The sequence below is a fragment of the Kosakonia sp. Marseille-Q7440 genome (assembly GCF_965119485.1).
The window spans coordinates 674,146-686,317 of record NZ_CBCPLT010000001.1 but is presented as its reverse complement, the minus strand read 5'-3'; the positions used below and the strand labels follow the sequence as shown (position 1 = coordinate 686,317).

Here is a 12,172-nt window from a genome sequence, read left to right as displayed (position 1 = left end):
CTCATCATAACAGCGCGACATTGATTTAGACGTCTGGATGCCTTACCATCCGCTCTGTTTACGGCTATTTCCCGTAACCGGCAGAACAAAATGCCACGGCTCACTCTTATACGATAAAAATAATCTAATGATTAAACTTTCGAATATCACCAAGGTGTTCCAGCAGGGAAACCGCAAAATTCAGGCGTTAAACAACGTCAGTCTGCATGTGCCTGCTGGCCAAATATATGGCGTGATTGGCGCATCTGGCGCAGGGAAAAGTACGCTGATTCGCTGCGTAAACCTGCTTGAGCGCCCGTCACAAGGTAGCGTGCTGGTCGACGGTCAGGATCTGACCCAGCTCTCTGAAGCGGAATTAACCAAAGCGCGCCGCCAAATCGGCATGATCTTCCAGCACTTCAACCTGCTCGCTTCCCGCACGGTGTTCGGCAACGTGGCGCTGCCGCTGGAGCTGGATAACACCCCGCGCGAAGAGATTAACCGCCGCGTTAAAGAGCTGCTCGATCTGGTCGGCCTCGGCGATAAGCACGACAGCTACCCGGCCAACCTCTCCGGCGGTCAGAAGCAGCGAGTCGCCATCGCCCGTGCGTTAGCCAGCAATCCAAAGGTGCTGCTGTGCGATGAAGCCACCAGCGCCCTCGATCCGGCAACCACCCGCTCGATTCTTGAATTATTGAAAGACATTAACCGTCGCCTTGGGCTGACCATTCTGTTGATCACCCATGAGATGGACGTGGTGAAGCGCATCTGCGACTGCGTGGCGGTGATCAGCAACGGCGAATTGATTGAGCAGGATACCGTCAGCGAGGTCTTCTCTCACCCGAAAACGCCGCTGGCGCAGCAGTTTATTCAGTCGACCCTGCATCTGGACATCCCGGAAGACTATCTACAGCGTTTGCAGCCTGAGCCGCAGGCGGATAGCGTACCGATGCTGCGCATGGAGTTTACCGGCCAGTCAGTAGACGCACCGCTGCTGTCGGAAACTGCCCGTCGTTTCAATGTGAATAACAATATTATCAGCGCGCAGATGGATTACGCTGGCGGCGTGAAGTTCGGCATTATGCTGACCGAGATGCACGGCACCGCGCAGGATACGCAGGCGGCCATCGCCTGGCTGCAAGAACACCATGTAAAAGTAGAGGTACTCGGTTATGTCTGAGGCAATGATTTGGCTCTTCGCCCGCAGCATCTGGGAAACGTTGTTTATGACCTTTGCCTCCGGCCTGCTCGGTTTTGCCGTCGGCCTGCCGTTCGGTGTATTACTTTACGTGACCCGCCCCGGCCAGATTATGCAGAACCTCACGCTCTATAGCGCGATTTCTGCAACGGTCAATATCTTCCGCTCCATCCCCTTCATTATTCTGCTGGTGTGGATGATCCCTTTTACCCGCGTCATCGTTGGCACCTCGATCGGCCTTTACGCGGTGATCGTGCCGCTGACCGTTGGCGCAGCGCCGTTTATCGCCCGTATGGTGGAGAATGCCCTGCTTGAACTGCCGGCAGGTCTGATTGAAGCCTCACGCGCAATGGGCGCCACGCCGATGCAGATCATCCGTAAGGTATTGCTGCCGGAAGCGCTGCCGGGGCTGATCAATGCTGCCACCATTACGCTTATCACGCTGGTCGGTTACTCGGCGATGGGCGGTGCTGTTGGCGCGGGCGGTCTTGGCCAGTTAGGTATTCAGTACGGCTATGTCACCTACAACCCGTTAGTGATGAACACGGTTTTAGTATTGCTTGTAGTTTTGGTTTACTTAATTCAATTCGCGGGCGATCGTATCGTCCGGGCTGTGACGCACAAATAACGTTACACAACATAACGACTCTGACAGTAAGGAATAACTGATGGCTTTTAACTTTAAGACCTTTGCCGCCGTTGGCGCGCTGATCGGCTCCCTGGCGCTGGTCGGCTGCGGCCCGGATGAAAAAGATCCGAATCACATCAAAGTTGGTGTGATTGTTGGCGCTGAGCAGCAAGTTGCCGAAGTGGCGCAGAAAGTAGCAAAAGAGAAGTATGGCCTCGATGTTGAGCTGGTCACCTTTAACGACTACGTGCTGCCGAACGAAGCGCTGAGCAAAGGCGATATCGACGTTAACGCCTTCCAGCATAAGCCGTACCTCGATCAGCAGATCAAAGACCGCGGCTTCAAACTGGTGCCGGTCGGCAACAGCTTTGTCTACCCTATCGCTGGCTACTCGAAAAAAATCAAAGCGATCTCCGAGCTGCAGGATGGCTCTCAGGTTGCCGTTCCTAACGATCCGACCAACCTTGGCCGTGCCCTGCTGCTGCTGCAGAAAGAGGGTCTGATCAAACTGAAAGATGGCGTTGGCCTGATGCCGACGGTGCTGGACGTCACTGAAAACCCGAAAAACCTGAAGATCGTTGAGCTGGAAGCCCCGCAGCTGCCGCGCTCACTGGACGATGCGCAGATCGCGCTGGCGGTGATCAACACCACTTACGCCAGCCAGATTGGCCTGACCCCGGAAAAAGATGGCATCTTTGTTGAAGACAAAGACTCCCCGTACGTGAACCTGATCGTCGCGCGTGAAGATAATAAAGACGCGGAAAACGTGAAGAAATTTGTGCAGGCGTTCCACTCTGACGAAGTCAGCGAGGCTGCCAACAAAGTCTTTAACGGCGGCGCGGTGAAAGGCTGGTAATCTCATCAGTCTGTAATATCATTCAGGGCGGGCGAAAGCCCGCCTTGTCATTTGGGCACGCCCTTGTTTCAATACGGCGTTAAGAAAATTTTTGTGAGGATACTTTTATGCGTGCTTTCCCGATCTGTCTATTAGCACTCACGCTGAGCGGCTGTTCGTTGCTAAGCAGATCACCTGTCGAACCCGTGCAGAGTAACGCAGCGGAACCCAAAGCAGAGCCGCAAAAAGCGAAAGTCTCGCGCGCCGCTCCCGTTCGCATCATTACTAACGCAGAAGAGCTGGTCGGCAAGCCGTTCCGCGATCTCGGTGAAGTGACCGGCGAATCATGCCAGGCCAGCAACCAGGATTCACCGCCGAACATCCCTACCGCCCGTAAACGCCTGCAGATCAACGCCTCGAAAAAAGCCAAAGCGAATGCCGTCCTGCTGCATAACTGCGAAGTTACCAGCGGCACGCCAGGCTGCTACCGCCAGGCGCTCTGCGTCGGCTCTGCCCTGAATATCTCGGACAAATGAGTCATTTTGCTTTCGAGCAAATCGGCGTTATTCGCTCACCCTATAAAGAGAAGTTTGCTGTCCCGCGCCAGCCAGGTCTGGTGAAACACGGCGGCGGCGAACTTCACTTGCTGACGCCTTACAACCAGCCCGATGCGGTTCGCGGTCTGGAGGCGTTCAGCCACCTTTGGGTGCTGTTTGTTTTTCATCAGACGATGGAAGGCGGCTGGCGTCCGACGGTGCGGCCCCCGCGCCTCGGCGGCAACGCCCGCATGGGCGTCTTTGCCACCCGCTCGACGTTTCGCCCCAACCCAATCGGCATGTCGCTGGTTGAGCTGAAGGGCATCCACTGCCATAAAGATCAGGTGATCCTGCAACTCGGCAGCCTCGATCTGGTTGATGGTACGCCGGTGGTCGATATCAAACCCTATCTCCCCTTTGCAGAAGCGCTGCCCGATGCGCAGGCAAGCTATGCGCAGCACGCCCCCGCCGCGACTGTCGTCGTGACCTTTACAGCTGAGCTTGCACCGTCGCTCGCCCTGCTGGAGAAACGCTATCCGCACTTTGCCGCGTTTGTGCAGGAGGTGCTGTCACAGGATCCGCGCCCGGCCTACCGCAAAGAGGAGGAGCCGGGGAAAACCTACGCCGTCTGGCTGCATGATGTGAATGTCCGCTGGCGCGTTGTCGACGGCGGTTTTGAAGTGTTTGCCCTTGAACCACGCTAATTTTGAGCCCCTCTCTTTTGGCATCTCTGCCGGGCTGATAAACTAAACCACTTTTTTGTGTCAGGCCGCCTCCGGCCTGCTCCAATTGTCCAAATGGAACCGTAACAACATGCGTACTAGCCAATACTTGCTCTCTACTCTGAAAGAGACGCCTGCCGACGCCGAAGTGATCAGCCACCAGCTGATGCTACGCGCCGGGATGATCCGCAAACTGGCCTCCGGGTTGTATACCTGGTTGCCGACCGGTCTGCGCGTCCTGAAAAAAGTCGAAAACATCGTGCGTGAAGAGATGAACAACGCCGGTGCGATTGAGGTGTCCATGCCGGTCGTGCAGCCAGCCGACCTGTGGCAAGAGAGCGGTCGCTGGGAGCAGTACGGTCCGGAACTGCTGCGTTTTGTCGATCGCGGCGAACGCCCGTTCGTGCTCGGCCCGACCCACGAAGAGGTGATCACCGATCTGATCCGCAACGAGCTGAACTCCTACAAACAGCTGCCGCTGAACTTCTTCCAGATCCAGACCAAGTTCCGCGATGAAGTGCGCCCGCGTTTCGGCGTGATGCGCTCGCGCGAGTTCCTGATGAAAGATGCTTACTCTTTCCATACCTCTCAGGAGTCGCTGCAAGAGACTTATGACGCGATGTACGCCGCGTACAGCAAAATCTTCAGCCGTATGGATCTCGATTTCCGCGCGGTGCAGGCGGATACCGGCTCCATCGGCGGTAGCGCATCCCATGAGTTTCAGGTGCTGGCGCAGAGCGGCGAAGATGATGTGATCTTCTCTGACTCCTCCGATTTCGCCGCCAACATTGAGTTTGCCGAAGCGCTGGCACCGAAAGCGCCACGCGCGGCTGCAACGCAGGAGATGACGCTGGTCGATACGCCGAATGCGAAGACCATCGCCGAGCTGGTAGAGCAGTTCAACCTGCCGATTGAGAAGACCGTTAAAACCCTGCTGGTGAAAGCCGAAGAGGGTGCCAGCGCGCCGCTGATTGCGCTACTGGTGCGTGGCGATCACGAGCTGAACGAAGTGAAAGCGGAAAAACTGCCGCAGGTTGCCAGCCCGCTGACCTTTGCCACCGAAGAAGAGATCCGCGCGCTGGTCAACGCTGGCCCGGGTTCGCTCGGCCCGGTTAACCTGCCGATCCCGGTAGTGATTGACCGCACCGTTGCCGCCATGAGCGACTTCTCTGCGGGCGCGAACATTGATGGCAAACACTACTTTGGCATCAACTGGGATCGCGACGTGGCGACGCCGGAAGTGGCGGACATCCGCAACGTGGTAGCGGGCGATCCGAGCCCGGACGGCAAAGGCACCCTGCTGATCAAGCGCGGTATCGAAGTGGGACATATCTTCCAGCTCGGCACCAAATACTCTGAGGCGCTGAACGCCGCCGTGCAGGGTGAAGATGGCCGCAACCAGATCCTGACCATGGGCTGCTACGGTATCGGCGTGACGCGCGTTGTCGCGGCTGCCATTGAGCAGAACCACGACGATCGCGGCATCATCTGGCCGGACGCTATCGCCCCGTTCCAGGTTGCCATTCTGCCGATGAATATGCACAAGTCCTACCGTGTGCAGGAGCTGGCGGAAAAACTCTATGCCGATCTGCGCGCGCAGGGTATTGAAGTGCTGATGGACGACCGTAAAGAGCGTCCGGGCGTGATGTTTGCTGATATGGAACTGATCGGCATTCCGCACACCGTGGTGATTGGCGATCGCAACCTCGACAATGACGATATCGAATACAAATATCGTCGCAGCGGCGAGAAGCAGATGATCAAAACCGGCGATGTGCTGGATTACCTGGTAAAAGCCATCAAAGGCTAAGCCAATAAAAAAGCCCCGTTAAACGGGGCTTTTTTTATGTTATCAACGGTTACTCATCGCAGCCTTTATCCGCGCTGAATTTGCCTTTGTTATTCGTCACCAGCACTTTCTGCGCCGCACCGGTATCCGGGTTCGGCTCCAGCGCAAAATGCCCCTCCACCACCAGCAGAATCGGCTTCAGTTCCGTGCCGCGCGCCGCCGCATAATCGCGCTCAAGCTGCGCGTTGCTGGCGACCGCCACCTCTTTTCCGGTCGCGCAATCGGTAAAGACCGCCGCATCCGCCATATATTTGTACATGCCGCGCATCGCCATCGGCGTGGTTGGCAGTGGCGCTTTCACCGGTTGCAGGGTGTAGTTGAGCGACGACTTAATCGGGTTGCCCTCCTGATCCAGCATCTCCAGCGCTTCACCCTTCGCACGGAAATAGGTCTTTTCGCCATGGCTATCGGTGAGGACTAATTTGTCCGCCGTGCGCGCCCAGTTACCATAGGCACCGAAGACCGATGGCGCTTTCCCGCCCTGGTAACGCTGGTTCATTACCCAGCTGCCATCTTTTTGCAGAAACAGTGAGGTTTCAATACCTTCACAATCCGCGCAGGGCAACACACCGCGCCAGCTCTGCTGCATCGGCTTCAGCTCTTCGACCTGGGTCGGCTGCACCATTTCCGTCTCGTTACGGTTATTACAGCCGAAAAGGGCAAAGAGGGTACACCCTGCCGCGACGGCTAAAATCGCTCTGTTCACACTCGTTTCCTTATGCTTGTTTCCGTTGTCTTTATCCGCCGTCATGACGACGGACCTTGCCACGTAGCGCTTTGACCGTCGACTTTTGTGACTTAGTCGATAACCGCCGCTCTTTCGAGGCGCGGGTCGGGCGCGTGGCCCGGCGGCTTTTCTGCACTACGGTTAACTCTTTAATCAGCGCCACCAGGCGGGCTATCGCCGCTTCGCGATTCATCTCCTGGCTGCGGTACTCCTGCGCTTTGATAACGATCCAGCCATCCTGGCTTATCAAATGGTGCGACGCCTCCAGCAGGCGCGCCTTGTAATACTCTGGCAGGCTGGAGGCGCGAATGTCAAAACGCAGATGAATAGCGGTTGAGCTTTTGTTGACGTGCTGGCCGCCCGCACCCTGCGAGCGCACGGCGGTGATATCCAGCTCATCCTCAGGCAGCGAGACGGAGCGGGAGATCTCAATCATGGTTGCTGCCAGGTTTCAAAATGGAACTCCACGTTTTGCGTGGCATCAGAGAGCCAGATTGCGCCATCCTGCAGCGTCGCCTGCAGATTCATAGTGCGATCGTCGGCAAATGCGCTGAGCGCTGCCAGCTGTGCGTCATCCAGATACCAGATACTTAAATTGCTGAAGGCTGCGCAGCGCGCCTGGTTTTGCTGCCACCAGATATTCGCCGCCCGTGAGTTATAGGTAAAGAGCGCCACCTCTTTTGCCTGGTTGCACGCCTTCTTTAACCGCTTTTCATCAGGCAGGCCAAGCTCAATCCACAGATCGATCCCCAGGTAGTCGTTGCGCAGCCACGCTTCCGGCTCATCATCAGCGCTCAACCCGCGCGTAAACTGCAAACGCTCGTCGGCATACTTTATCCAGGCCAGCAGGCGCAGCATCATGCGCTCCTGCGTTTCGGAAGGATGACGGGCCAGCGTCAGGGCGGCGTCTAAAAACTGGTTCCGATCCAGATCGGCCACATTTACCGTCGCCTTATAAATTGTCGCTTTTAACGCCATTACATCCTCCTTCATAAAATGGCCGCCATTGTAGCGAAAATAAGCATAAAGCGCTGTTATCTCTTGCCGCGAGCGTTATTCATCACTCTGATAATGGTAAACAAGCTATGGTATAGTCACCTTGCTAAAGAGAGGTTAACTTCGTAGGCTTAGTGTTATCTCACAGTAAAGCCGGGAGACTGGCAGGAGGTGATGTGGATAATTATTGTGAGCTAGTGCGCAAACGTTATGCGGAAATCGCCAGCGGAGATGTAGGGTATATCCCGGACGCGCTGGGGTGCGTATTGAAGGTCTTGAATGAAATGGCGTCGGATGACACCCTTTCAGAGTCGGTCAGGGATAAGGCAGCTTATGCTGCCGCGAACTTACTGGTGAGCGATTATGTCAATAAATGATGCCTATCAACCCATCAATTGTGATGATTATGACAATCTTGAACTCGCCTGCCAGCATCATCTTTTATTGAAGCTGGAAATGAAAGATGGCGAGGTCCTCAGCGCCAAAGCGAACGATCTGCTGTTACGTAAAAACGTTGAGTATCTGGTGATTGACGCCGCCGGGGAGACCCGTGAACTGCGTCTGGACAGAATCGCCAGCTTCAGCCATCCCGAAATCGGCACCGTTGTGGTGAGCGAGTCCTGAACACCGCGGGCAGCATTGCTGCCCGTTACCTTCTCCAAACCAGACGCACGCCCGTTTGCCCCGCCTCTTTTTCCCCTTCCCGCGTTACAAACCGATCGGCCGCCGCAATCAGCGTATCGCCATAAAAGAGCAGCGGCGTGGCATCGCGCTGCCACGGGGGAACGCCCAGCTCCTGCCACAGTTTTTTCAGCTTCCGCCCGCCGTGACGACCAACAATATGGATCAGGCCGGGTGCCTGAAAGCGCACGGAAACCGCTTCATCGATAGCGGGCGCGCGTAAATCACCGCCAGAGGCCAACGACAGAGATCCCAATCCCTGCGGCAAAGTGAGCGTGGCAAAAGGCGCAGGCCAGGCAAGCTCGGCATCACGCGGATGCGCGGTGCGTTTCACCCACCATAAACACCCCTGATAGCGCCGCACCTCATCGTCGCCAACGCGCAGGCACGGCACCGCATCTTCCCGGGCGAGCGCCACCTCCTGCCACAGGCGATCGAGCATCGCCCGCGAAGGCATCATCGCCCCGCGCTGCGCCAGCCAGCGGCGCAAAAGTGCTCGCCGCCGCGCATCACTGTAACCGGTGAGAGGCGCAATCGTCAGCGCCCCCTCTGCGGTGGTCACTGTTGATAACGACTCCGCCAGCAGTTCATCGAGTAACTGTTCCTGTTCGCCGCAAAGCGCGGCACTGCGCGCCGCCGCATCGGCAAAGTGCGGCCAGCGGGCGTTTAACAGAGGAAGAATTGCCTTGCGCAGGAAGTTGCGATCGAAGCGTGTGTCGGCGTTGCTCTCATCCTCGATCCAACTGAGATAATGATCGCGCGCCCACTGCTCAAGCGACGCCCGGCTCTGATTGAGAAACGGGCGGATCAGCTGCGTATCGCCAAATGGCAAACTCTGTGGCATCGCGGCCAGCCCTGCCGGCCCGCTGCCGCGTTTAAGCGCTAATAGCACCGTTTCAGATTGATCGTCGAGATGCTGCGCGGTGACAAGCACTTCACCCGGAAGCAGCGCATCACGAAACGCCTGATAGCGTGCGGTACGCGCCTGCGCCTCAATCCCCTTCCCCTCATCCACCAGCGTGACACGAACAATTGATAGCGGGATCTGCCAGCGCTCACACAGCGATTCGCAGTGCGCCGCCCAGCGATCGGCATTCGGGCTTAAGCCATGGTGCACATGAATTGCGCGCAGCTGCACGTCGGGGTGATCCTCACGCCAGAGCCGCAGTTGATGCAGCAAAACGGTGGAGTCTAACCCGCCGCTGAACGCCACCAGAAACTGGCGTGATTCGGTCGGCAACGAGAGAAGCAGTGGCGTGGTCATAATGAGTGTTAATACGGGAACAATGCCCGGCACGTTACCGGGCATTCACAGAAGTGGCAAGCCTTACTGCTGGTAAAGCTCCAGCGGCAGGCCGTCGGGATCGTTAAAAAAGGTGAAGCGTTTATCGGTGCAAGGGTCGATGCGAATCTCTTCACACGCCACGCCGTGCGCGGTGAGGTGCGCAACCGCCTGATCAATATCATCAACGCTGAACGCCAGGTGGCGCAGCCCACAGGCTTCCGGCCGGCTGGGGCGCGCGGGCGGAAACGGAAAGGAGAAAAGCTCGATAACGTACTGCCCGTTAAGCGCCAGATCGCCTTTCCAGGAGTCGCGCGCTTCGCGATAGACTTCACTGAGCAGCGTAAAGCCGAGGATGTCGCAGTAGAAGGCTTTGCTCTTCGCATAATCCGTCGCAATGATGGCGATATGGTGAACCTGTTTTAAACCCAGCATAATCTCTCCTTTTTTTGATGCCAGAACGTTACGCCCGCCGCGAAACGCCCGCAACCATTCAGCGCGTTTTTAGGACTCTGACGTAATAACACCCCTCTTCGTCCCGTTTTGCACCGTGAATATCCGTTTCGAAACCCGGATAGTGGCGTCCAATGGCGCAGAGCATCAGTAGGAAGTCGAGCACTGCCCGGCTCTGCTCGGTGATCATCTCGCCCGGCATTACCAGCGGCACGCCCGGCGGATAGGGCAGGATCATATTGGCGGAAACACGGCCGATTAACGCTTCCAGCGCCACCGTTTCGACATCGCCACGCACCTGTCGCTGCCACGCCTGATGCGGCGTTAGCTTCATCTCCGGCAACACGTCGAAGGCCTGCAACATCAGACGCGGCAGATCGTGCTGGCGGATCAACTTATGGATCCCCTGCGCCAGATCCTGAATGCGCATATTGCGGTAGAAGTCCGGATCTTCTGCGTAGAGATCCGGCAGCATATTGCGTACCCGCAGGTTGAGATCGTAGGCGCGCTTAAACTCCATCAGGCCGCGCAGCAGGCCCATCGCCCGCGTTTTATCAATACCGATACTGAAGAGAAACAGCAGATTATAGGGCCCGGTTTTCTCCACCACTACGCCGCGCTCATCAAGGAACTTCGCCACCAGCGCTGCCGGGATCCCTTCGTCGCCCATATTGCCGACCTCATCCATACCCGGCGTCAGGATCGTTACCTTCACCGGATCGAGGAACATATGATCCTCGTCGGCTTCGCGAAAACCGTGCCAATCCGCACCGGGTGCCACCGGCCAGCACTCCGCTTCATCAATCTCTTCCGGCTGCCAGATATCAAAGAACCAGCCATCGGCCTCCTCTTTCAGCCGCTGTACCTCTTTGCGGAAGTGGAGCGCGCGCTCTACGGAGCGGTTAATCAGCCGCTTGCCGGGGTTACCGCGCAGCATCGCTGCCGCCGTTTCGATGGAGGCGACCAGCGGGTAACTTGGCGAGGTGGTGGTATGCATCATAAAGGCTTCGTTGAAGGCATCTTCGTCATACTCACCTTTGATATGAATCAGCGATGCCTGCGAGAAAGCGGCCAACATTTTGTGCGTCGACTGGGTTTCATAAAAGACTTTCCCCGGTACGCGCTCGCCGCTCATGCCGCTCTTACCGGCGTAGATCGGATGGAAGTTGGTATAGGGAACCCAGGCGGAGTCGAAGTGAATCGACGGCACATCCAGCGTCTTCTTGATCCAGTCGGTGTTGTAGAGCAGGCCGTCATAGGTGGAGTTAGTGATCACCGCATGCACCGGCCAGCTTGCGCCTGGCGTGGCAACGATCTTCTGCTCAATACTGGCTGAGGTAAACTCGCGGCGCGGAATACCGCCAAGAATGCCCAGCGCGTTGCGCCCCGGTTTCAGCCACAGCGGCGTGACATCGCTCATCATCAGCAGGTGAGCCAGGGATTTGTGGCAGTTACGGTCGATAAGCAGCGTACTGCCGGTCGGTGCGGCGTACATGCCGACAATCTTATTCGAGGTGGAGGTGCCGTTCGTCACCATATAGCTCTGCTCGGCACCAAAGGTGCGGGCGATATACTCTTCCGCCTCAAGATGCGGGCCGGTGTGATCGAGCAGCGATCCGAGTTCCGTCACCGAGATCGAGACATCCGCTTTCAGCGTATTGCCGCCGAAGAAGTCATAGAAGAGACAGCCGACCGGGCTTTTCTGATAAGCGGTGCCCGCCATATGCCCTGGCGTACAGAAGGTGTACTTCCCCTCCTTTACGTAGGTAAACAGCGCCCGGGTAAAGGGCGGGGTAATGTTTTCGAGATACTCTTTGGTGTATTGCGCGATGCGCGTCGCAATATCATCCGCCACGCTCAGCGCATATTCGAAGAACCACAGCGCCATGCGCATATCCTGGGCACTAACATCCATCGTCGAGTGGGTGTTGATAAAACCGTAGAGCGGGAGGTATTCGTTAAGCTGGTTGATCTCGCAGCACAGGTCGAGGTTGTACTCGTCCCAGTCAAAGATCACGCCGCAGATGCGGGGGTTGTGTTCGATAAATTTCAGTAAGTCGGTACTGTTTCTCGGCCAGATGATCTGAAAGCCCTGTGCCTGTAAGGCCTGTTCCAGCTCCTTAATCGGCTCATCTTTGTAGAAAACGCCATGGGGTCCCATGATGGCAATAATATTCACAACTACCTCCGTTAAAAACCTTAGCTAAGCATAGTTGAGGTAAACAGCAGGTATAAAAAAAGCCGCACCCGGGGTGCGGCTCATTATCGCGTTTTACACAGCGTTTC

The 12,172-nt window shown here is 56.7% G+C and carries 14 protein-coding genes; 8 read left to right on the top strand and 6 right to left on the bottom strand.

Annotated elements, in window-relative coordinates:
- Positions 1 to 127 precede the first annotated feature (127 nt).
- From metN to proS, 6 genes are all read left to right on the top strand, one after another.
- A complete protein-coding gene (gene metN, locus ACWPW2_RS03050; protein ID WP_023480497.1) occupies positions 128 to 1,159 on the top strand; it encodes a methionine ABC transporter ATP-binding protein MetN in 1,032 nt (343 codons plus the stop codon).
- The gene (metI, locus tag ACWPW2_RS03045; RefSeq protein WP_023480461.1) at positions 1,152 to 1,805 is read left to right on the top strand and encodes a methionine ABC transporter permease MetI; all 654 of its coding nucleotides are present in this window, start codon (positions 1,152 to 1,154) and stop codon (positions 1,803 to 1,805) included. The genes metN and metI overlap by 8 nt, the downstream gene beginning before the upstream one ends.
- Positions 1,806 to 1,845: 40 nt before the next feature.
- Positions 1,846 to 2,661 (top strand): MetQ/NlpA family lipoprotein, encoded by an 816-nt coding sequence (locus ACWPW2_RS03040; RefSeq protein ID WP_023480346.1) that lies wholly within the window; start codon positions 1,846 to 1,848, stop codon positions 2,659 to 2,661.
- A 107-nt stretch (positions 2,662 to 2,768) separates the two neighbouring features.
- Entirely contained in the window at positions 2,769 to 3,176 is a 408-nt protein-coding gene (gene rcsF / locus ACWPW2_RS03035) for an Rcs stress response system protein RcsF (RefSeq protein WP_023480206.1), read from the top strand.
- Positions 3,173 to 3,880, top strand: a complete 708-nt coding sequence (tsaA, locus tag ACWPW2_RS03030) for a tRNA (N6-threonylcarbamoyladenosine(37)-N6)-methyltransferase TrmO (protein WP_454121582.1) — start codon at positions 3,173 to 3,175, stop codon at positions 3,878 to 3,880. Before rcsF ends, tsaA begins: the two co-directional genes overlap by 4 nt.
- A gap of 109 nt (positions 3,881 to 3,989) precedes the next feature.
- Positions 3,990 to 5,708, top strand: coding sequence for a proline--tRNA ligase (gene proS, locus ACWPW2_RS03025; RefSeq protein ID WP_042713892.1), 1,719 nt, complete (start codon positions 3,990 to 3,992; stop codon positions 5,706 to 5,708).
- 49 nt (positions 5,709 to 5,757) lie between these two features.
- On the opposite strand, the gene nlpE is transcribed toward proS, so the two are convergent.
- Genes nlpE through ACWPW2_RS03010 form a run of 3 tightly spaced genes read right to left on the bottom strand, consistent with a single transcriptional unit; the run spans position 5,758 to position 7,452 of the window.
- Positions 5,758 to 6,453 carry an envelope stress response activation lipoprotein NlpE gene (gene nlpE, locus ACWPW2_RS03020; protein WP_023480453.1) on the bottom strand — a complete coding sequence of 232 codons (696 nt, stop codon included), beginning with the start codon at positions 6,451 to 6,453 and terminating at the stop codon, positions 5,758 to 5,760.
- A gap of 31 nt (positions 6,454 to 6,484) precedes the next feature.
- Positions 6,485 to 6,910 (bottom strand): alternative ribosome rescue aminoacyl-tRNA hydrolase ArfB, encoded by a 426-nt coding sequence (gene arfB / locus ACWPW2_RS03015; RefSeq protein ID WP_124969670.1) that lies wholly within the window; start codon positions 6,908 to 6,910, stop codon positions 6,485 to 6,487.
- Positions 6,907 to 7,452, bottom strand: a complete 546-nt coding sequence (locus ACWPW2_RS03010) for a YaeQ family protein (RefSeq protein ID WP_454121579.1) — start codon at positions 7,450 to 7,452, stop codon at positions 6,907 to 6,909. Before ACWPW2_RS03010 ends, arfB begins: the two co-directional genes overlap by 4 nt.
- Before the next feature lie 194 nt (positions 7,453 to 7,646).
- Here ACWPW2_RS03010 and ACWPW2_RS03005 point away from each other — a divergent pair, with 194 nt between their 5' ends.
- Both ACWPW2_RS03005 and rof read left to right on the top strand, forming a co-directional pair.
- Positions 7,647 to 7,847 carry a YaeP family protein gene (locus ACWPW2_RS03005; protein WP_023480353.1) on the top strand — a complete coding sequence of 67 codons (201 nt, stop codon included), beginning with the start codon at positions 7,647 to 7,649 and terminating at the stop codon, positions 7,845 to 7,847.
- Positions 7,834 to 8,094 carry a Rho-binding antiterminator gene (gene rof, locus ACWPW2_RS03000; RefSeq protein WP_023480196.1) on the top strand — a complete coding sequence of 87 codons (261 nt, stop codon included), beginning with the start codon at positions 7,834 to 7,836 and terminating at the stop codon, positions 8,092 to 8,094. Before ACWPW2_RS03005 ends, rof begins: the two co-directional genes overlap by 14 nt.
- Before the next feature lie 25 nt (positions 8,095 to 8,119).
- Here the strand turns inward: rof and tilS are convergent, their stop codons facing one another.
- The 3 genes from tilS to ACWPW2_RS02985 all read right to left on the bottom strand — a co-directional run bounded on the left by tilS (position 8,120) and on the right by ACWPW2_RS02985 (position 12,065).
- Positions 8,120 to 9,415, bottom strand: coding sequence for a tRNA lysidine(34) synthetase TilS (gene tilS, locus ACWPW2_RS02995; protein WP_454121577.1), 1,296 nt, complete (start codon positions 9,413 to 9,415; stop codon positions 8,120 to 8,122).
- 63 nt (positions 9,416 to 9,478) lie between these two features.
- Positions 9,479 to 9,868, bottom strand: a complete 390-nt coding sequence (locus tag ACWPW2_RS02990; protein ID WP_023480267.1) for a VOC family protein — start codon at positions 9,866 to 9,868, stop codon at positions 9,479 to 9,481.
- Positions 9,869 to 9,926: 58 nt separating this feature from the next.
- A complete protein-coding gene (locus ACWPW2_RS02985; protein WP_094419398.1) occupies positions 9,927 to 12,065 on the bottom strand; it encodes a lysine decarboxylase LdcC in 2,139 nt (712 codons plus the stop codon).
- Between the last annotated feature and the right edge of the window lie 107 nt (positions 12,066 to 12,172).

Bases quoted from the DNA above. Each gene is read 5' to 3' on its own strand.
- rof (WP_023480196.1), top strand. From the start codon at position 7,834: ATGTCAATAAATGATGCCTATCAACCCATCAATTGTGATGATTATGAC.
- metI (WP_023480461.1), top strand. From the start codon at position 1,152: ATGTCTGAGGCAATGATTTGGCTCTTCGCCCGCAGCATCTGGGAAACG.
- tilS (WP_454121577.1), bottom strand. From the start codon at position 9,415: ATGACCACGCCACTGCTTCTCTCGTTGCCGACCGAATCACGCCAGTTT.
- rcsF (WP_023480206.1), top strand. From the start codon at position 2,769: ATGCGTGCTTTCCCGATCTGTCTATTAGCACTCACGCTGAGCGGCTGT.
- arfB (WP_124969670.1), bottom strand. From the start codon at position 6,910: ATGATTGAGATCTCCCGCTCCGTCTCGCTGCCTGAGGATGAGCTGGAT.
- proS (WP_042713892.1), top strand. From the start codon at position 3,990: ATGCGTACTAGCCAATACTTGCTCTCTACTCTGAAAGAGACGCCTGCC.
- ACWPW2_RS03010 (WP_454121579.1), bottom strand. From the start codon at position 7,452: ATGGCGTTAAAAGCGACAATTTATAAGGCGACGGTAAATGTGGCCGAT.
- metN (WP_023480497.1), top strand. From the start codon at position 128: ATGATTAAACTTTCGAATATCACCAAGGTGTTCCAGCAGGGAAACCGC.
- tsaA (WP_454121582.1), top strand. From the start codon at position 3,173: ATGAGTCATTTTGCTTTCGAGCAAATCGGCGTTATTCGCTCACCCTAT.
- ACWPW2_RS03040 (WP_023480346.1), top strand. From the start codon at position 1,846: ATGGCTTTTAACTTTAAGACCTTTGCCGCCGTTGGCGCGCTGATCGGC.
- ACWPW2_RS02990 (WP_023480267.1), bottom strand. From the start codon at position 9,868: ATGCTGGGTTTAAAACAGGTTCACCATATCGCCATCATTGCGACGGAT.